This is a genomic window from Kitasatospora misakiensis, from assembly GCF_042656005.1.
Lineage (GTDB): Bacteria > Actinomycetota > Actinomycetes > Streptomycetales > Streptomycetaceae > Kitasatospora > Kitasatospora misakiensis.
The window spans coordinates 55,589-73,537 of sequence record NZ_JBHSOF010000022.1 but is presented as its reverse complement, the minus strand read 5'-3'; the positions used below and the strand labels follow the sequence as shown (position 1 = coordinate 73,537).

General features: G+C 70.2%; 18 protein-coding genes and 3 pseudogenes. 13 read left to right on the top strand and 8 right to left on the bottom strand.

The features are described 5' to 3' along the window. Window positions 1-955: 955 nt before the first annotated feature. Together ACFP3U_RS18625 and ACFP3U_RS18620 are read right to left on the bottom strand one after the other, a co-directional pair. Entirely contained in the window at window positions 956-1,585 is a 630-nt protein-coding gene (locus ACFP3U_RS18625) for a hypothetical protein (protein WP_380226677.1), read from the bottom strand. Continuing rightward, window positions 1,585-2,094, bottom strand: a complete 510-nt coding sequence (locus tag ACFP3U_RS18620) for a hypothetical protein (RefSeq protein ID WP_380226676.1) — start codon at window positions 2,092-2,094, stop codon at window positions 1,585-1,587. The genes ACFP3U_RS18625 and ACFP3U_RS18620 overlap by 1 nt, the downstream gene beginning before the upstream one ends. 1,479 nt (window positions 2,095-3,573) lie before the next feature. On the opposite strand from ACFP3U_RS18620, the gene istA reads away from it, so the two are divergent. Together istA and ACFP3U_RS18610 are read left to right on the top strand one after the other, a co-directional pair. Then, window positions 3,574-4,410, top strand: a complete 837-nt coding sequence (istA, locus tag ACFP3U_RS18615; protein ID WP_380226675.1) for an IS21 family transposase — start codon at window positions 3,574-3,576, stop codon at window positions 4,408-4,410. 129 nt (window positions 4,411-4,539) lie between these two features. Then, window positions 4,540-4,830 (top strand): annotated as a pseudogene (locus ACFP3U_RS18610) (Mu transposase domain-containing protein); the annotation flags it as partial. 17 nt (window positions 4,831-4,847) lie between these two features. Here the strand turns inward: ACFP3U_RS18610 and ACFP3U_RS18605 are convergent. Then, window positions 4,848-5,688 (bottom strand): annotated as a pseudogene (locus ACFP3U_RS18605) (IS982 family transposase). Here ACFP3U_RS18605 and ACFP3U_RS18600 point away from each other — a divergent pair. After that, window positions 5,569-5,946 carry a hypothetical protein gene (locus ACFP3U_RS18600; protein WP_380226713.1) on the top strand — a complete coding sequence of 126 codons (378 nt, stop codon included), beginning with the start codon at window positions 5,569-5,571 and terminating at the stop codon, window positions 5,944-5,946. The pseudogene ACFP3U_RS18605 and the gene ACFP3U_RS18600 sit on opposite strands and share 120 nt — an antisense overlap. Before the next feature lie 430 nt (window positions 5,947-6,376). Here ACFP3U_RS18600 and ACFP3U_RS18595 read toward each other — a convergent pair. From ACFP3U_RS18595 to ACFP3U_RS18575, 5 genes and pseudogenes are all read right to left on the bottom strand, one after another. Next, window positions 6,377-6,485 (bottom strand): annotated as a pseudogene (locus tag ACFP3U_RS18595) (helix-turn-helix domain-containing protein); the annotation flags it as partial. A 68-nt stretch (window positions 6,486-6,553) separates the two neighbouring features. Beyond that, window positions 6,554-6,976 carry a hypothetical protein gene (locus tag ACFP3U_RS18590; RefSeq protein ID WP_380226674.1) on the bottom strand — a complete coding sequence of 141 codons (423 nt, stop codon included), beginning with the start codon at window positions 6,974-6,976 and terminating at the stop codon, window positions 6,554-6,556. Between the two features lie 63 nt (window positions 6,977-7,039). Continuing rightward, the gene (locus ACFP3U_RS18585) at window positions 7,040-8,233 is read right to left on the bottom strand and encodes a hypothetical protein (protein ID WP_380226673.1); all 1,194 of its coding nucleotides are present in this window, start codon (window positions 8,231-8,233) and stop codon (window positions 7,040-7,042) included. 230 nt (window positions 8,234-8,463) lie between these two features. Continuing rightward, window positions 8,464-8,799: a hypothetical protein gene (locus ACFP3U_RS18580; protein WP_380226672.1), complete on the bottom strand. Its 336-nt coding sequence runs from the start codon at window positions 8,797-8,799 to the stop codon at window positions 8,464-8,466. 204 nt (window positions 8,800-9,003) lie between these two features. After that, window positions 9,004-9,663 carry a nucleotidyltransferase domain-containing protein gene (locus ACFP3U_RS18575; RefSeq protein WP_380226671.1) on the bottom strand — a complete coding sequence of 220 codons (660 nt, stop codon included), beginning with the start codon at window positions 9,661-9,663 and terminating at the stop codon, window positions 9,004-9,006. Between the two features lie 685 nt (window positions 9,664-10,348). Here ACFP3U_RS18575 and ACFP3U_RS18570 point away from each other — a divergent pair. From ACFP3U_RS18570 to ACFP3U_RS18525, 10 genes are all read left to right on the top strand, one after another. Then, window positions 10,349-10,630 (top strand): hypothetical protein, encoded by a 282-nt coding sequence (locus ACFP3U_RS18570; protein WP_380226670.1) that lies wholly within the window; start codon window positions 10,349-10,351, stop codon window positions 10,628-10,630. 99 nt (window positions 10,631-10,729) lie between these two features. After that, window positions 10,730-10,993, top strand: coding sequence for a hypothetical protein (locus ACFP3U_RS18565; protein ID WP_380226669.1), 264 nt, complete (start codon window positions 10,730-10,732; stop codon window positions 10,991-10,993). Beyond that, window positions 10,990-13,044, top strand: a complete 2,055-nt coding sequence (locus ACFP3U_RS18560) for an ATP-binding cassette domain-containing protein (RefSeq protein WP_380226668.1) — start codon at window positions 10,990-10,992, stop codon at window positions 13,042-13,044. The genes ACFP3U_RS18565 and ACFP3U_RS18560 overlap by 4 nt, the downstream gene beginning before the upstream one ends. Window positions 13,045-13,296: 252 nt before the next feature. Continuing rightward, window positions 13,297-14,358: an NUDIX hydrolase gene (locus ACFP3U_RS18555; RefSeq protein ID WP_380226667.1), complete on the top strand. Its 1,062-nt coding sequence runs from the start codon at window positions 13,297-13,299 to the stop codon at window positions 14,356-14,358. Then, window positions 14,355-14,639 (top strand): hypothetical protein, encoded by a 285-nt coding sequence (locus ACFP3U_RS18550; RefSeq protein ID WP_380226666.1) that lies wholly within the window; start codon window positions 14,355-14,357, stop codon window positions 14,637-14,639. Before ACFP3U_RS18555 ends, ACFP3U_RS18550 begins: the two co-directional genes overlap by 4 nt. Continuing rightward, on the top strand, window positions 14,636-15,322 hold the full coding sequence (locus ACFP3U_RS18545; RefSeq protein WP_380226665.1) for an isochorismatase family protein: 687 nt from the start codon (window positions 14,636-14,638) through the stop codon (window positions 15,320-15,322). The genes ACFP3U_RS18550 and ACFP3U_RS18545 overlap by 4 nt, the downstream gene beginning before the upstream one ends. A gap of 64 nt (window positions 15,323-15,386) precedes the next feature. Further along, the gene (locus tag ACFP3U_RS18540; RefSeq protein WP_380226664.1) at window positions 15,387-15,956 is read left to right on the top strand and encodes an NUDIX domain-containing protein; all 570 of its coding nucleotides are present in this window, start codon (window positions 15,387-15,389) and stop codon (window positions 15,954-15,956) included. 2 nt (window positions 15,957-15,958) lie between these two features. Continuing rightward, complete coding sequence (locus ACFP3U_RS18535) at window positions 15,959-16,204, top strand: hypothetical protein (protein ID WP_380226662.1); 246 nt, start codon at window positions 15,959-15,961, stop codon at window positions 16,202-16,204. 601 nt (window positions 16,205-16,805) lie between these two features. Continuing rightward, the gene (locus tag ACFP3U_RS18530) at window positions 16,806-17,252 is read left to right on the top strand and encodes a hypothetical protein (RefSeq protein ID WP_380226711.1); all 447 of its coding nucleotides are present in this window, start codon (window positions 16,806-16,808) and stop codon (window positions 17,250-17,252) included. Window positions 17,253-17,295: 43 nt separating this feature from the next. Further along, window positions 17,296-17,883 (top strand): SMI1/KNR4 family protein, encoded by a 588-nt coding sequence (locus ACFP3U_RS18525; protein ID WP_380226661.1) that lies wholly within the window; start codon window positions 17,296-17,298, stop codon window positions 17,881-17,883. Window positions 17,884-17,949: the final 66 nt, after the last annotated feature.

Below are 17,949 nucleotides of genomic sequence, written 5' to 3'. Positions count from 1 at the left end.
CAGCCCGCCGCAGGCGCCGAACCCGACCGACAACTGCCACTACAACTACCAAGACCAAAGAAGAGAGAGGGTGGTCGGGGTGGTGAGTTCCATCTTGATGTCTACTCATCATTGGCCCTGACCTGCGGGTTTGCTCGGATTCGGGGCGCAACGGGCGGCCGGGCTGGCCGCCCGTTGGTGCGCCGGTTCTCACCACCGGTTGCCGGACCGGTTAGTGCTCCCGTTGCCGGATCGTGACCGCCGGGGCCCTCGGTGGTGAGAAAACCGGTGAGAGGCGCGGGCTTTCCTCCGGGTGTCCCTCCGCCACCAGGGCGGCGGGCGCCGATGTGAGGGAGTCCGTGATGGCTGTGTCGCCTGAGACAGACCATGCCGTGGTCGCCGCGCTGTTCCAGCGTCACTGAATGTGGTCAGATGCTGCCGATTGTGCGACGATCGTTCGTGGAGTCACGAATGATGACGCCGCCTCACGGCGGCCGGGGAGGTGCGAATGCCGGGGGGACAGTGGGCACTTGAGGCCCAAGGCACGCCGGAGACCGTCGAGGTGACGGTCTCCGTCCATGGTTGCGAACACCGGGCACACGGTGTGTTCAACCGCTCCGCAGGGCGTTCAGCTTCGGTGACCGGCGGCACCAGGTCGAGGCCGGTCGTCGTGATGTGTTCAAGTCGCCACGAGCAGGACGCCTGGGTGGTGGCCGCAGACAAACACGAGTCCTCACTCACAGTTCGCCAGGTCGAAGGCCTCTTCGTGGGTGTCATGGTGCTCCCTGCTTCGACAAGGCGGGTGACAGTGCGGTGCACGGCCCCGTCCGGACAGATCACAGCCGAGGTGCAACACGTATTCCCTCGTTGGCGTTGGCGTGCGGGGTTCGGCAGGCCCGCAGCGCGCACGTCCGCCCAGTACCACTGAACAGACGGGGCGCGAGGAGGCACGTCGGCGTGCTTCCTCGCACCCCGCTCAGCGCTTGGCCGGGTTGCAGGCCTTCCACGTCGTCAACAATTCCATGCGGTCGATTACGCGGTCCATCCTGATCTCGTCGATTGCCGTGCCTTGATCAGGATTCGACGGTACGCCGAGAGTGATGACGCGATCGGTCTGCTTCTCACCGACCTGTCGAACCGTCATCACCGACCTCCCCAGGGTCAGTCTCCAGCGGCCGTCTCCGAGCCGCTCGGCCTCTTCGGGCACCGAACTGGGACCGACAATGCTGTCAAGAGCCTGCTGAACAGTCGCGGGTATATCGTCCGGCGGGTCACCATCACTCGCCGTGCAGTTTGTCCAGTCGCGCCGCTGCTCGCGCCCGGCGCTACCTATTTCCCACAGGCTCTCCGAGACGGGACTTCCATCAGCGAAAGTAACCAAGGAATAAAATTTCCTTATCCTCCCGCCTGTCCCTTCCTCCATGGCGATGGAAACCTTTTTGTCGACACCAGCAGAGCCGGGATCTCGCTGCCTGAATGTCAATCGCTCGACTTCGCGCGCCTGCCCCGCCGGCGCGGCTTGGTGCTGGCAGGCAGCAAGCTCAGCCATCACAAGAAGAACTGCGGCGCCACCAGCGAGGTGGCGCCGCAGCTTACCGAGGTCCATCAGCAGTCGTACCGGGCCTCGTCATAGGCAGCGGCGGTCGACCACTGGCCGGCGTTGTTGATCTCCCCCTGCCCCACCACCTTGTAGGTGTAGGTGCCCTTGTCGCCGCAGTACCAGCTGACGATGGTGCCGTGGCTGGTCGTCTCGTATGCCGAGGTCCCGTTCTCCGCCAGCCGCTCCCAGCCGTACCATCGGCTGCGGTCGATGGTGACCTTATGCTTGATCTGGGTCACGTTGTACGGGCACGACGAAGCCACGCTGCCCACTGCGTCGAGGTTGCCCTTGTACGAGAGGACGACCAGCCCACACCCCGTCGGGTAGGCCAGCAAGGAAGCCCCTTCCGCGCCACCACTCTGCGGGACGTAATCGGCCCGCTGGGAGGAGATCTCCTCCGGCACCGAGGCCGCCACGCCGGGAACGGATTCCTCCGCCAATGCAGCCGGCGCCGATGCCAGGACCAGTGCCACACCGACAGCGAACGAAGGAATCACCGTACGGATCTTGATCATGCCATCCCTCCAAGGAGACATCTCAACTGCCGCCCAGCGATTACAGGGCGGATTCACCACATGAAAGCTAGCATGCATACCATGTCGCATTGCCGGACATTTCCCTCATGCCTCCATTTCAAGACAGGCATGAGGCCGATTTGAATGTATCGATCGCGGAATATTAAACTCCGCCATATGGCACGATCAAACCCGAAAAATGCGAAGAATTTGCCGTCTAGCAGAATCGTTGGACACTTTCTCCCCTACCAGCACCAATGGGGCAGAACTAATCAGCTGCCACACAGGCTCCAGCACCACATCGCGGCAGATGTCCGACCGCCGAGGGTGCTGGCAACGCCTTTGAGGCGTTGCTTCGCGACTGCAGCCGCTCGGTGCCAGGGGCGGCACGCAGAGCGGCGGCCACAACCTCGCCTCGGACCGGCCCGCGGGCGGTGCGCAGCGCATAGATGTCGGCACGGTCTGCTGGGCGTCCATCTCGTTGCTGATCGGTACCGGGCTGATCCCGGGGGCGATACTCCGACGGCACCGCGCGCCGCCGACCGGGGCTCCTTCTCGCGCCAGCAGCTGAACCCGGCGTGGCAGCAGGACGGGGTACAGGGAACGGGGAGGTAAGGGGGGTTGTCCGCAGGGCCCGGCTGTGGGAGGCCAGCAGCTCGCCGGAGGCATGGCGCGGCTGCCCTGGCCGGCGGCCCGGTGCCGCTGTGGCGGGGCCGCCGTGCGGGAATGCTAGACCCGCCGGTAGTCGTGGCCAGGGCTTTGACCTGCGATTTTTCGGACGCGAACATGCCATCCTCCGAGGCTGAGCGACGTTCCCCGACTTCGCGCCGCGCGGGTCCGAGCGGGGGGCGGGACGGCCTCCCGCCGGGGTGCCGGTCCGGTATCCGCACGGGTGTACGACCTGCGATGGGCCGGTGTCCGACACCACCGAATTCCCCGCAGACGTGCTCGATCTCCAGCGCCGGTGGTGCGCCGCCGATGCCGCTGGGTCACCGATCCGACAGAGGAGAACCAGGTCGCGTTCGCCCAGCTCGGCGCCGAGCTGGGCGCCCACTCGCACTCGGCCGCGGCCGAGAACCGGCACAAGGCGACCATGAAGCTCAAGCAGGCCGCCCGACTGGCTTCAATCACGAGTCCTGGTTCTGGCTCACATTCCGTGGAGGGCTGACTGAGTGTGACGTCAGTGGTCTGTGGTGGGATGGCCGGACGCTGCTGCCGTGACCTGCTTGGAGACCGCTTTCATGCCCGTGTACTCGTCTCTGACCCACGCCCTGGCCGAGGCCTTGGTCGATGTCCTGTGGTTCATCGAGCGCAGTGAAGACGAGCAGATTGGCTTTATACGTGGTTCGTGAGAGCACCTGTCGCTGACCGGCGAGAGCACGCCGTGCCACAGAAGAGTGATGTCGCCGGGTTTTGAGAACACCTGGATGCTTGCTTCGGGACCATGGTTGTGCTCTGCACGACGAGGGGACCGGGGTGTTGCCGAAGTCCAAGGTCAATCTGTACGCGGCGATCCGCCGTGACTCGCGTACCGGGCTGTCGAACCGCGCCCTCATGCGGAAGTACGGTGTTGGCTTCCTGACGGTGAAGAAGGCCCTGGAGTCGGCGTGGCCCGAGCCGCGCAACAAGCCGGCGCCCAGGGCGACGCGGCTCGATCCGTTCAAGCCGCTGATCGACCAGATGCTGCGGGCGGATCTGGATGCGCCGCGCAAGCAGCGGCACACGGTGAAGCGAATCTACGACCGGCTGGTGGACGAGCATGGCGCCGACGAGGTCTCCTACCAGATGGTCCGCGGCTACGTGGCCGAGCGCCGCAAGGAGATCCGTCTGCAGGCGGGCCGCGGGGTGGTGGACGCGTTCGTCCCACAGACCCACAAGCCTGGTGCGGAGGCGGAGGTCGACTTCGGGGACGTGACAGTGCGTCTGGCCGGCGAGCTGGTGACCTGCTACCTGTTCGCGTTCCGGCTGTCCTACTCCGGCAAGGCGGTGCACCGAATCTTCGCCTCGTGCGGGCAGGAGGCGTTCTTTGAGGGCCACGTCCACGCTCTCAACACGCTGGGCGGGGTGCCGACCGGGAGGGTCCGCTACGACAACCTTAGGGCCGCCGTCGCCCGGGTGCTGGGCTTCTCCCGCCAGCGTGTGGAGGCCGAGCGGTGGACCGCGTTCCGCTCGCACTACGGCCTGGACGTCCTCTACTGCCCGGCATCGGCGGCGCCCACGAGAAGGGCGGCGTCGAGGGCCAGATCGGCTGGTTCCGCCGCAACCACCTCGTCCCCGTCCCCGACGTCGCGACGCTGGCCGAGCTCAACGCGATGATCGACCGACGGGACGAGGAGGACGAGGCCCGCCGGATCCGGTCCCGGCCCCGCACCATCGGCGAGTACTTCGCCGCCGAGCAGCCGCTCCTGGAGTCGCTGCCGGACGAGCCGTTCGAGACGGGCCGACTGTTCACTCGACCGCTACAGCCAGATCGGGGTGCGCAACAACCGCTACTCTGTGCCGGTGCGGATGATCGGCCGGACCCTCCGGGTCATGCTGCACGCCTCCGAGCTGGTCGTCTACGACGGCCGGGAGGAGGTCGCCCGGCACGAGAGGCTGATCGCCAAGGGCGGCATCCGCCTCGATCTGGACCACTACCTGGAGGCACTGGTCCGCAAGCCCGGGGCCCTGCCCGGGGCGACCGCACTCGACCAGGCCCGCTCAGCCAGCCGCTTCACCCCGGTCCACGACGCCTAGATGAGTGATGCGAAGGGTTAGTGGTCGTAGGTGGTCAGCGAGCGCATGACGGGCTGGCCGGTGTGGTCGTTGTGCCAGATGGCGCAGGTCAGCGCGAGGACGCGTTACAGGACGCGGACCATCACCCCACCGGGTGTGCGGCCCTGGTGGCGTTCGAGGTCGAGCTGGGCCTTGAAGGTCTGGTTGACGGACTCGATGATCTGCCGCAGCGGCTTGAACAGGGCCGATCCGGGTCTCTGCGGCTCGCCCTTGCGGGCGGGCCGCAGCAGCCGCACTCCCCACTCGGCGAGTTCGTGTTCGAAGGCGCGGCCGTAGTACTGCCGGTCACCGATCACGGTCTGGCCGGGGCGGGTGCCGGCGAGGTCGGGTTCGGCGTGGAGCATGCCGAGCAGGGCCTCGCGCTCGTCGGCCTTGGCGCCGGTCAACGCGAAGGCGACCGGCAGCCCGTGCAGGGTGCACACCAGGTGCAGGCGCAGGCCCCAGAAGTACCGGGAGTGGCTGGCGCAGTAGCCGTACTCGGCCCATCCGGCCAGGTCGGAGCGTTTGGCCGTCTCGCGCGAGCGGCCGCATTCCACCGGTGTGGAGTCGACGACCCACACGGTGTCGCTCCACAGCGAGGTGTCGCGGGCGAGCAGGCGGTTGACACGTGCGACCAGGTCCGCGGCCTTGCGCAACCGCCTGTTGTAGCCCGACTGTCCGGGCAGGTAGGGGAAACAGGTGCCGCAGGTGTGCCTGGGCATGGCGGATCCAGCGGCGCTCGGAGGTGAAGCCGAGCAGGGCCTGCATGACCGCGAGGGTGACCAGTTCGGCGTCGCTCAGCCGGGGTGCGATGCCGATCTCGGGCCGCCACGGCGCCAGACGCTGCGATCCCTTCAGCTGACCTGCGACCCTGATCTCGTTCGGGACTTCTGGCTGTACGCGTACGCGCCGGAGGTATTGGACACGGAGGCGCGCCGCTGTCCGGTGGTCTCCGATCTGACCGGGACCCTCGGCGGACACACAACGGTGAGCCGGGTGCCGATACCCGTCGACCGCACCGACGGCTTCAACGAGGCGTACTACGCGCGCCCCGAGATGCTGCTCGACCCCGGTGCTCGGCAGGCGTGCTCGGCCTGAAGCTTCGTCGACGACCAGTCGCGCGAACGATTCGCCGCGGAACTGCAGGGCGACCTGGACAGCGGACCACGGTCCGCCCCGTTCGGCACCCTGCGGCAACAGCCCTTCTACGAAGGCTTGTTGGTTGTGATCCGGTCCGTTCCGGCCTGATATCTGCGTCGCAGCGCTGCTCGCGCCGTGATGTAAGAAGGGCCGGCGCGAGTCGGCGCTGGATCGGCAGCGGGGCGGCAAGCGGCACCGGCCAGAGGGAGCCGGCCGCAAGCCGAAGCCGGAGTTCGTCGACCGACTGCCGGTCACCCTCATCCACCCGCGACTCGGCCCGCCGCACGCCGCTCCGGCCGAGCTGTACCGGGTGGACCGCTCAATGGTCTCCGCCTCGATCCGCCAGGTCGGGACCCGGCTCGCGACCCGCGGCTTCGCCGTACCCGACCGGCCAGGACTTGGCGATCTTCCTCAGCTCCCGGCGTTCGGGGAGGGTGAAGGTCTTCGGTCGGCCTTTCCTGGTACTTCGGGCAGAGCGAGTCGAAGCCGTCCGTGTTGAGCCGTCACGATGCACTGGCGCCGATGCTGCCTGACGCGGTGCCAGGAGACGGCCCGGAAGTCGACCTCACGGTTTGGGGAGTTCGCCCCGCTCGGTGATCATTCGCATCCACTCCTCCAGGGTGGCGACGAATTCCTCGAGGTCGGAAGTGGTGCAGGAGGCTCCCTCGTGATCCCAGTCAGGGTCGAGGACGACAACGCGGAAGCCGCAGCCGTGGTACCAGCCGGCGTCGATACTGATCTCCCGAGCCTGCAGGCCGCCCTTCCGCGCCGCCTCCTGTGCGGTCAGCCACGGCGGCCGCGCGGTACGTGCCCAGTACAGGTCCTCGGAGTCGTTAACCTCGACTCTTCCGTCCGGCCGGCGCCGGGCCATCAACGTGTTGTAGACGACGTTCCAGCCCATAGGGACGCGTAGCGGAAGCAGGCCCCAGTCCTCGGAAACAGCCGCGGCCAGCGGAGATTGAGGAGGAAGATCGAAGATCGCGTCCATGTGCTGACAGCATAGCCAGGGGGTACGACCCTACACAGGTCGAGGCTTGAGCGAGACTCGGTGTCAATGCCCGAGCCAGTCCGCGCCGACTGCCTCCCTGGCGACACGACACGGCGAACGCCGCCTGATGCGACGCTCGAAGACGCCCGCGAGACGGTGCCGTCCAAGGCTGTCCAGGAGCTCGCGCAGCCACGGCTCGCGGACGGCCGGCAGCCGGACCAGGGTGTGCCGGAACACTCCCCAGTCGGCCCGGAACAGGCGACCCGGGAGCAGCGCGGGCGTGTCGAAGTCGTCACGGAGGACGCCGTCCGGCAGGCTGCCCGACGCGGGAACGGGCACGTCACGCTCGGGGGAGACCATCCACAGCCACACCCCGAACGGCAGGGGCACCGGGTACGCCGCCGAGTCAGCCGGGGCCCAGATCTCCCCCGTCTGCGGATGGGTCGGCACGAGGACGACGTCGGTACCCCTGCGGGGAGAAGGCTGTCCCGGTCCGGCCAGGACCGCGCGCCGCGCCGGCGGCCCTGCGGGCAGCAGGGTGTCGAGCGCACGTTGGAACACCTCGGCGACCACGCCGCCCGGGACGATCACCGGCCGGCCTTCCGAGGCCACCAGCAGGTGAGCAAGCACCCGACCAGCCGCCGCCTCCCACCGCGGGCTCCACGACCACCCGTAGTTCGACCAATGACCCGCCCCCACTCGCGACCCCCGTCCGGCGATGGGCTCGAACGGGGCCGTACTCTTCCCCTCCGCCATCAGGTCCGTCCAGGAGAGCGGTGCGGCGTCGACGCCGTCGAGGGAGCGGCGGCGCACGGCGTTCGGGGCGAGCCACATCGACTGCCAGAGCGAGCAGTCGTCGATCCGACTCGCCACGGGCAGGGCGCACTCCACGCAGGCCACGTTGGGGCCGTCGGCCCCGTCAAGGCCGCAGCAGTAGCCGCCTGCGCGATCGTCCGGGATCAGCACGGTTCGGCGGGCGTCGCCGGGCGCGATGACGATCGCGCCCGGCGCGCCGTCGGACAGGGCGTGGACCGGCGCGTAGACACCGCGGGCGGCCGCCTCGTTCGAATCGATCTCCTCCCGCGTCCGCCACGGTGGTCCCCAGGGCTCCGGGTCCACCGCGAAGGTGCCCGGCTCCATGAGCGCCGGGAGCTGAGTCCCGTTCCCGTACTTCTGATGGGCGTGGACCGGCAGGGCGACTTGGGACAGCGGAGCGGTCAGCTCAACGCCGCACCCCGCGCACACGAAAACGAACAAATGTCCTCCGTCTGGGAAGCGGAGGCATCATCGCAGCTCGGCAGCGGCCGGCCAATCGGTTTACGGGACGGCCTGCGGCACAGTCGCCCGTCACAACCGGCGGATCCGGTCCGGGTCGGTCCGGCAGAATCGGTCCGGCAGCATTCGATCCACCTGGGCTCGGGACGGCGGCGAACGCCATCAGGCCCCGGTGCGTCAGGGCGGCGGCCGCGTCCGCGGTCGATGCCGGGTCAGCAGACGCAGGCGTACGCGTGGTCGGCGCCGCAGTCGCAGCAGTGGAAGCCCTCGATCAGGTAGCCGCACCCCTCGCAGCCGAACTCGAAGGCGACCGGGTCGTCGTCGTGCTCGTCCGTGACCGCGCTGTCGCGGGCGAGGCGCCGCTGTTCGAGGGCCTCGACGGCGGCCCTGTAGGTGGTGACGTCCTCGTAGCGCTCGAGGATGTCGTACAGGAGGGCGCGTTCGGCGGTGTCGGGGTGGTCGAGCAACGCGATCGCGTCGGCGTGCGTGAGCTTGTACGCGGCCTTGATCGCGGCGAGCGCGCGCTTGCGGGCGTGGTTCTTCGGCATGGCGAGCCCCTCCCAGGGCTGCGGCGATCCCGTGACCCGCCGCGCGGGAAGGCGGCCGGAGAACAGCTGAGGTGGAGCAGGCGGCTCGGCGCGGAGCACCTTCGGCCGCGTCCGGTCACGGGCCGGACGGATGCCGGGCCTGGCGAGCCGGGCCCACGGTCACCGACCGCACGTCAACGGTAGCGGACACGTTGATGCGAGAGCTCACCGGTAGAGGGTCGGCAACAGGTCCGCGATCCAGGGATGCCCCGGGTGTACGCGGGCGAGTAGCTCGGTCAGGGTCTCGCGCTGAGCCGGGGTCATGTGCGGGACGGTCGCGTCGAAGTCTGATTGATCCTTTCGGCGGAGGTGCTTGGCCTTGAAGAGCAGGACCAGTTCGGGTGCCAGGTACGGGATGCCGTCCCGGGTGTGGAGGATGATGTCGCCGTAGGGAAGCCGGATCCTCTCGTCGCGTCGGCAGATCCAGGTGTCGCCGTCGTGCGGTTCGCGGAACACGTCGAGCAGGTAGTTTCCGGTGACCGGATCGCGGAGCCAGGTCTGGTGCACGGCGGCCAGCACCTCCGGTGCGGCGTCCTCCCAGATCCGGCCGCTGCCCGCCGCGTCGAAGACGTACCCCGGGAAGCGGTGGCGGATCTCGGGAAAGCTCGCGGCCGGAATCGCGATCTCGATGTCTCCATGAGCGCGCGTCCGCCTGCCGCGGAACAGGTCCAGCGCCCACCCCGCGGCCACGTACCAGGGTGTGCTGACCCCGGCCAACCGCTGCGCGACCTCACTCGGGGTCCAGCAGGATGCCCACCTGGCGTCGAGGGCTTCGATCTCGTCGGGTGACAACTCGATTCCGCCGTTCGGCAGTTGTTCGCTCACCGCAGGAATCTATCAGCGGGCTCGAAGGCCCGGCCGTGTTCGATGAAGGAGACCAGCGGGACCTGGTCCAAATGGGACGGCTGGGATAGCTGGGCTGGCCAGGCTCCAGCCAGGGACCGGCGTGCTGGTTCTCGCACTCGCGAGCCGGAACCGTCCATCAACTCGCCCTCCCCGCGCGAGATTTTGCCTGAAGTGATGACAAGAATGCGGACACGCCCACAGACGGCCTCGGGTTCTGCCAGGATCTGCGCCGACCAGGACAGCACCTTCGACTGCGAAGGGAGAGCCATGCCGTCAGATATGTGCCGCACCGAACTGCCGTACGTCCACCGCGCGCGGCGGCTGATCGGCATCGCCACGGTCGGCGCCGATGTGCGGGTCGTGGTCCGCGACGGGCTGCGCGGACTGTCCGAAGGCTCGTGGGACGCGATCGCCGCGTCGTTCGCCGTCCGGCACATCCCCGTCTCCTGGCCGCAACGCCTCGCCCCGGGCGGGCGGTTGCGCACCACCGTCACCACCGGTGCGCCCGGCTGGCACTCCACTGCCCTCGTCCACCGCGACGAGCAGGGAGCATTGTCGGGGCGGCTCGCCGCGGAGCGGTGGGGGCACGTGCCGAACCGGGCCGGCGGGTGGATTCCGCCGCCGCACGCGCCGACCGACAGCGGGCGCCGCCCGAGCCAGCGGAGTGCGGCGGCACTCGGGCGCTCCCGGCTTCGACGGCGAGGTGGTGCTGGTCGCCCTGGACGGGTCTCGGGCCGCCGTCGCGCGGGACGGCTCGCGCGCCGTCGAGTGGGGGCCGCGGAACCTGTGGCAGGAGGCCGAGAAGCGTTACGCCCGCTGGACGGCGGCGGGCTGCCCGGCCGAGTACCGGCTGGAGTTCACCGGCACCGGCACTGGCGCTGACACCGGCGCCGTGCAGCGGGTGGTCGGCGGCCCGGGCCTGCATTGGGAGCTGCCGATGGACTGACCGCCGCCGAGCCCCGGAGCGCCGATGCCCGCCCCAGCGCCCCGCCCGATCCGACTGCTGCCCACCGCCTGCTGCCCACTGCCTGAGGGAGGCTCCCCGATGACACCGACCCCCGTCCGGCCGACCACGCCCAAGGACACCGAGGAACCGCTGCACCTGCGCGTCGACGTCCTGACCAGCCAGCCGGCCGACACCCGGGCCCCGGTCGGCGCGCTCCAGGACCGGGGCTGCTCCTCGGTCGAGCTGATCGCCACCCCCGGGGGCCTCCCGCTCTACAGGAACCTCGGCTTCAACCTGACGCTGCGCCGCCCCCTGGCGGCCGCCCGCACCGCCCGGCCGGGGACAGCGGGAGGGGCGGCGTGAAGCGGAGCCGCCGCGAGGCAGCCGCGGCGGGCGGGTCGCCCCCGAGCGAGCAGCTACTGTTCGGCGGCCCGATGCGCTACGACGGCGGGTTCGTCCGCCACGAGGAGACCAGCGCGCAGGCCGGTCTGTGGACCGTGGCCCGGCAGATCCCCGGCATGCTGCGCCTGGCGTGGGTACTCGCCTGGCGGGCCGACCGCGCGGCCCTGGTGGGGGTGGTACTCGCCGAGGTCGGCCGCGCGGCCACGGCAGCGCTGTCCCTGGTCGCCGTCAACGCCGCCCTGGGACACCTGTTCGCCTCCGCGGGGGCGGCCGGTGCGCTCCGTGCGGTGCTGCCCGCCGCGCTGACGGCCGGCGCCGCCGCCGGGGCCGGCGCCGTACTCGCGGCGGTCTCGTCGTGGGGGGCGGACCGGCTCAGCCCCCGGATCCAGCGGACCGCGACCGTCACCCTGCTGGACCGGGCCCAGCGGGTGGAGATGGCCGCGATGGAGGACCCGGCGTTCAACCGCCTCCTGGAATCGGCCCGGTTCGGCATCAACTCGGTCCACCGGCTGACCAGCGAGTCGGTCTCGGTGCTCAGCACCCTGCTCTCCATGGCCGCCACCGGCGGCGTCCTGTTCACCCTGTCCCCGCTGCTGCTGCCGCTGCTCGTGCTGATCGCGGCCCCTCGGGCGTGGGGCGCGGCGGTCACGGCCAGGCGCCGGCGCAACTCGGTGATGGCCTGGCTCCAGCACCTGCGGGCCTCCCAGCTCATCGCGCAGTTGCTCACCCAGACCTACACGGCCGCCGAGATCCGGGTGCACGGCGTCGGCGCCTTCCTGCTGCACCACTTCGAGCAGATGGCCCTCGCCTCGGACGCGGAGCAGGCCCGCCTGGCCGCGGCCGGCGCCCGCACCAGGATCGCCGCCTCGGCCGCCTCCGGTCTCGCCTTCGCCGCCACCTTCGGACTGCTGGGCCTGCTGGTCTCCACCGGGCATCTGGCGCTCGCCGCCGCCGGCACCGCCGTCATCGCGGTGCGCACCGGCGCCGCGGACGTCGGCAGCCTGCTCGGCAGTGTCAACCAGCTCTTCGAGGAGGCGCTGTACGTCGGCGACCTGCAGACGCTCACCACCGAGGCCGACGCACGGGCCATCCCCACCGGCGGTGCCGACCTGCCCGAGCGCCCGGACGCGATCCACGTGGAGAACGTCTCCTTCACCTACCCCGGGCGCACCGCACCGTCGCTGGACAAGGTCAGCCTCGTGGTACCCACCGGGAAGATCGTGGCGCTGGTCGGCGACAACGGTGCCGGCAAGTCCACCCTGGCCCGGCTCCTGTGCGGGCTGTACCAGCCGGACAGCGGCACCATCCGCTGGGACGGCGTCGACACGGCGACCGCCGACCGCGCGCAGCAGTTCGCCTCCACCGTCCTGCTCCCGCAGGACTTCTTCCACTGGCCCCTCACCCTGCGGGCGATCGTCACCCCCGGCCGACCCGGCCACCACGACGACGCCCAGACCCTCGCCGAGGCCGCCGAGTTCGCCGGGATGGAGCACCTCCTCCAGCAGCAGGACCGGGGCTGGGACACCCTGGCGGCGAAGGGCTTCGAGGGCGGCGTCGACTTCTCCGGCGGCCAGTGGCAGCGGATCGGCACCGCCCGCACCTACTTGCGGGCCACCACGACCGGCACCGACGGGCGGCGCCCGTTCCTGGTCATCGCCGACGAGCCGACCAGCGCCCTGGACCCGGCCGCGGAGGTGCGGGCCTTCGACAACCTGCGGCGCCTGGCCGCCGAGGGCGCGACCGTGCTGCTGATCACCCACCGCCTGGCCGCGAGCGCTTCCGCCGACCTCATCTACGTCCTGAAGGACGGTCGCCTCGTCGAACAGGGCACCCACGAGGAACTCATGGCCGTCGGCGCCGACGAGGACCGGCCCGCCGCGGGCAGCTACCGCACCGCCTACCTCCTTCAGGCCCGGCAGTACGCCGCCGAGCTCCCCGGCCCGCGCCCCGCCGGCCCGCACCCCGCCGGTCCGCGCCCCGCCGCCGAACCGGCCGAGGGGGGCGGCCAGTGACCGCCCGGCAGCGGTGCCGGACCGTGGTCGGGGCGATTGTCAGTCCCCCATGGCAGCATCACCCTATGAACTTGACCGGATACCAGACGTGATGAATGGGGGTGTGCCGCACCGCCCGGCCGCCGCCGCGGACTGCCGTGTCCTCTGCGGCCCGGGCTGTCGACCAGGCGGCCGACCGGGCCGCAGAGAACGCGCAGCCGTCCCGCGCGGTCGGCTGCCCGCCCGCTCCCCCAGATCGAGAGAGGTTCCGCCGTGCCAGTCGCCCGCACCCACATCCACGGCCTCGTCCAGGCCTACCTCGAGCGCCACCCCGGCGAACGCACCGCCCTCGCGCCGCTGCTGGCCCTGCTGGACGCCGACCAGGAGCCCACGAGCCGGGCCACGCTGCCCGCGCACATCACCTGCAGCGCCGTCGTCATCCGCCCCGACCGGACGGTCCTGCACATCCACCACAAGGCCACCGGCCTGGTGATCTGCCCGGGCGGGCACGTCGAGGAGGCGGACGAGAGCCTGCTCGCGACGGCGCTGCGCGAGGTCCGGGAGGAGGCCGGCATCGCGCCGGGCGCCCTGTGCCTGACCGCGCAGGCTCTCGGCGTCCCGGTCGACATCGACATCAACGACATCGACCCCAACTCGGCCAAGGGCGAAGGCGCGCACCAGCACTACGACTTCCGGTTCGCCTTCTGCCTCGTCGCCGACCAGGCCGAGGTCGCACTGCAGGCCGAAGAGGTCACCGGAGCAGAGTGGCGCCCCGTGGACCAGGTCGCCTCGCCCTCGCTGCGCGCGAAGCTGCGCGCCGCCGGGATCGACGGCCGGGCGGAACCGGTCAACGCCTCCGTCCTGATCCACGACGGCGCCGGCCGCTACCTCCTCCACCTGCGCGACTACTATCCGGGCCGTATCTGGGCCCCGGGCGAGTGGTCGCTCCCGGGCGGCGGCCGCGAGCCGCAGGACGCCACGCTAACGGCTACCCTCCTGCGCGAACTCGCCGAAGAGGCCCCCGGCCTCGCACTCACCGACCTCGATCCCTTCGCGGTGGAGCGGACCACCGGCCTGGACGGGCTGTGCGTACCGGTTCAGATCTACACCGCCCGCTGGAACGGCGACCCCGACTCCGTGCCCCTGAACGAGGGCGTCATGTTGCGCTGGTTCGAGCCGGACATGCTGTACCGGCTGCTGCTGCGCCCCTCCACGGCGGAACTGGTGCACCGTCACGCCGCCCAGCATCCGGCCGCCGGCCTGCCGGCGAAGGCACCCGGCAGCCAGGCCGTGCGCAATGCTCCCACCGCCCAGCCCCAAGGAGCCAGCCAGTGAACGTGCCCACCGTCACCCGGCAGCCGGCTGTCCCGAAGCCGCAGCAGCAGCAGGGCCGCAGCACTCTGCTGGACACCGGCTCGCACCCGATCCACCGCAACACCGTGACCCGGCCCGACGGCACCGAAGGGCCCTTCGACTTCCACCGGGCACGGGTCGACGGAGTGGTGGCCGTTCGAGGAGGCGGTGGCCGCGACGATGGACGGCCGGCTCCTGCTCTCCGGGCCGGAGTGTCGGTCCTGATGGCCGCCAACGCCATCCAGGCTGCGGGGCGAGCGTGAACATCTCAACGGCGGAGGCGCCGGCCCTGCTGCACGCCTGGGCGATCCCGCCGCGCGAATACGACCGCCAGGAGCAGCGCCGGGGCCGACGGCACGCCTACACCCGACTCGACCCGGCCCGCACCGCGCTCGTGGTGGTCGACATGGTGCCGTTCTTCAACGGACCGTACGAGCGCGGCATCACCCCACAGATCGAGGCGCTGGCGGGTGCCCTGCGCCAGGCCAGCGGCCTGGTGGCCTGGGTGCTGCCGGGATCCGGTCGACCGACTGCTGTCAGGGAGGAGTTCTACGGCCCCGAGGTCGCGGAGCTGTTCCGCACCTCCGGCGGCAGCGGCCCGCTCGCCGGGCGCCTGTGGCCGCAGTTCACCGTCGACGAGGACCGCGACCTGCTCGTGGAGAAGGAGGCGGCCAGCGCCTTCTTCCCCGGCCTGTGCCCGCTCCCGGATCTGCTGGCCGAGCGCGGCATCGACACCGTGCTGGTGTGCGGCGTCGCCACCGACGTGTGCGTGGCCGGGTCGGCGCGCGACGCCTTCACCCTGGGGCTTCGAATGATCGTGGTGGCCGACGGCACGGCCGCCGGCAGCGACGAGGTCCACAACGCCACCCTGCGGACCCTCTACAGGTCCTTCGGCGACGTCCGGCCCACCACGGAGATCCTCGACCTGATCCGGGAGGGCCGGTGACCGCGCCCCCGGCCCTCGGCGCCCACGCCGCTGCCGATGCCGACAGCCAGACGGAGGAGTCAGCATGATCGACGGTTGGACCACGGTCGCCTCGACCATCGAGTACACGGGACTGCGGGTGGTGGTACGCCGCGACACCGTCCGGCGCTCCGACCAGAGCACGGGGACGTACGAGTACACCGAGTCCGTCGACGGGGTACGCGTCGCGGCCCTCGACGACCGGGGCCGGATCGCCCTGGTGGAGGAGAACGTCTACGTCTGCGGCCAACGGCTGCTGATGTGTCCCGGCGGCGGATGCGAGCCCGGCGAGGACCCGCTGGCAGCCGCGCGCCGGGAGCTGGCAGAGGAGGCCGGCATCCGCGCCACCGAGGTCGAACTGCTCACGACGATCTGGCGGATGCCCGCCGGCGCACGCACCCGCGAGCACCTGTACCTCGCCAGGAGCCTGAGCATCGGCGAGCACCACCGAGACGCGAGCGAGGCCGACATGGAGCTGCGTTGGATCACCGTGGAGCAGGCGGTGGCGATGTGCGGCGACGGCCGGATCACCGAGGCCGGCACCCTCGCGGCGGTCCTGCTGACCGCACAGCGCATCGGCGCCGGCCCCGGCTCGCCCGCCTCGGGCACCGTGTGAGCATGGCCGGCCGCCACAGCCGCCTGCCCGATCCGTCAGCGCAGCGCCCCGCCGATGCCGAACAGCAGCTTCGGGCCGTAGCGAGCGGAAGGCCAGTCCCGGACGGCGGCGACGCCGCGTTCCTCTACCGGCACGAGTCCCTGCCCGACGGCCAGGTCCGCACGGTCATGATCCGCTTGGACGCCGCCGGTCTGCCCTTCCGCCCGACCGCACCTGACCCCGCGTACGGGGCCACCGAGCGCTCCTGAAGGAGCGACATGCGCACCAGCAAGTGGAAGAACACATTCGGAGACCCGCCCACATGATCGACACGCCACTCCCACCCAAGCCGTGCTCCTGGCGCACCCGGCACCTGCCCCGCCTGGGCACGTAGGCGAGCGGCTCCGGCCACGCGCCACGAGCGCGCACTGGTCATCCACGTCCACAACCTGCCGCCAACTGAACGCCGAGCAGGCGGCCGAGATGGTGTTCGACGACGGTGAGGTACGGGCTGGCTTTGGGTATGACCGATGGTTCTGGCTCAACTTCTGTGAGCCGCGTACGCTGAGTGACGATCTTGCAGTGCGGGCAGCTTCAGGAAGTTGCCCGAAATCGCCGGCGCCCGGTCCACGGTGGCCGACCGTACGGGACCGTGAACGATCTGGTGCCCCGGCTGGAGGGTTGCTGTTTCCGCCGGTCGCGGATGTGACGGTGCTGTCGGTCGAGGTGAACACCGAGGTGGTCGATGTTGAGGCCCGGTCCTCGGCTACGGGTCACGGCTGCCCAGGGTGTGGGACCTGGTCGAGTCGGGTGCACAGCTCCGACCTGCGGTTTCCTGTCGACGGGCCGGTCGGGGGCAGGCGGGTTCGGTTGAGCCCGCAGGTGCGGCGCTTCGTGTGTGGGAACTCGTCATGCGGGTGGCGGACCTTCGCCGAGCAGATCGCGGGATTGACCTGGCGTCACGGGCGGTGGACCGCGCGGCTACGGTCGACGCTCGCCGCGATAGGTCTGGCGACGGCTGGGCGGGCCGGCGCCCGGCTGGCCACGGTGTTCGGGGTGTCGACCAGCCGCAGCAGAGCGCTGCGGCTGGTCGACGAGCTTCCCGATCTGGAGCCGTCCGCCCCTCCGGTGATGGGCGTCGATGAGTACGCGACGCGCGAAGGCCGAGACCGCACCGCCGTCATCTCAGGAATCACCCTTCGCTGGAACTCCGGCGTCGTCGAAGGACACGTCACCCGGCTCCAGATGCTCCAGCGCCAGATGTTCGGCCGGGCCGGCTTCGCTCTACTGCGGAAGGGAGTTCTTCTGGCCAGCTGACCGCTGCCACCCATAGGGTGACGGGAACGAGAGAAGATGCACCATGGATCCCCGCATACCCCGCCTGCGTCGCAGGCTGGCCGCGATCCCGTTCCAACCACTGCGCAGCCATTCCTTCGGGGAAGAGCAACACAAGTTCCGCCTCGATCCGAAGCTAACGGAAGTACGCGTCGCTGCCTTTGAGGCCGAACACGACATCGTCCTGCCCGACGCCTACCGGCAGTTCCTCACGCACATCGGCGGCTCAGGCGCGGCACCGTTCTACGGCCTCATGCCACTCGAGTGGTGTTCCCTGCTGATCATGATGGCGCGCGGAGAACCGGGAACACCTCGCGGCTTCGACGGCCCAGGACCCAGGACAAACGAACGCGACCTCTTCCTCCACATCATCGAGATGGGCTGCACCGACGTATGCGTCATCGCGGTAACTGGACCTCTCACCGGCCGCGTCCTCATCGGTAGCAGCGACGGGCGCTGGGGCCCCAACGTCTCCTCCGCCACCGACTTCCTCGACTGGTACGAACGCTGGCTCAATCACATGAGCGCCGGACTCGACAACAGAGCCATGGAACTCACTTCACCTCGGCTTCGGGCCCATCCGAACCGCCATCACATGACCCCGAAGATCTAACTCTCCGTAGCGGCTACACGGAAGCTGAGCCAGGACCCGAGAAGTGACAGCGCTGGGCGGCTGCCC

What these genes read in the sequence shown, in the direction of transcription:
- ACFP3U_RS18565 (WP_380226669.1), top strand. Translation starts at nt 10,730, where the DNA reads ATGACACCGACCCCCGTCCGGCCGACCACGCCCAAGGACACCGAGGAA.
- ACFP3U_RS18525 (WP_380226661.1), top strand. Translation starts at nt 17,296, where the DNA reads ATGGATCCCCGCATACCCCGCCTGCGTCGCAGGCTGGCCGCGATCCCG.
- ACFP3U_RS18540 (WP_380226664.1), top strand. Translation starts at nt 15,387, where the DNA reads ATGATCGACGGTTGGACCACGGTCGCCTCGACCATCGAGTACACGGGA.
- ACFP3U_RS18590 (WP_380226674.1), bottom strand. Translation starts at nt 6,976, where the DNA reads ATGGACGCGATCTTCGATCTTCCTCCTCAATCTCCGCTGGCCGCGGCT.
- ACFP3U_RS18600 (WP_380226713.1), top strand. Translation starts at nt 5,569, where the DNA reads ATGGCGGATCCAGCGGCGCTCGGAGGTGAAGCCGAGCAGGGCCTGCAT.
- ACFP3U_RS18625 (WP_380226677.1), bottom strand. Translation starts at nt 1,585, where the DNA reads ATGGACCTCGGTAAGCTGCGGCGCCACCTCGCTGGTGGCGCCGCAGTT.
- ACFP3U_RS18620 (WP_380226676.1), bottom strand. Translation starts at nt 2,094, where the DNA reads ATGATCAAGATCCGTACGGTGATTCCTTCGTTCGCTGTCGGTGTGGCA.
- ACFP3U_RS18535 (WP_380226662.1), top strand. Translation starts at nt 15,959, where the DNA reads ATGGCCGGCCGCCACAGCCGCCTGCCCGATCCGTCAGCGCAGCGCCCC.
- ACFP3U_RS18580 (WP_380226672.1), bottom strand. Translation starts at nt 8,799, where the DNA reads ATGCCGAAGAACCACGCCCGCAAGCGCGCGCTCGCCGCGATCAAGGCC.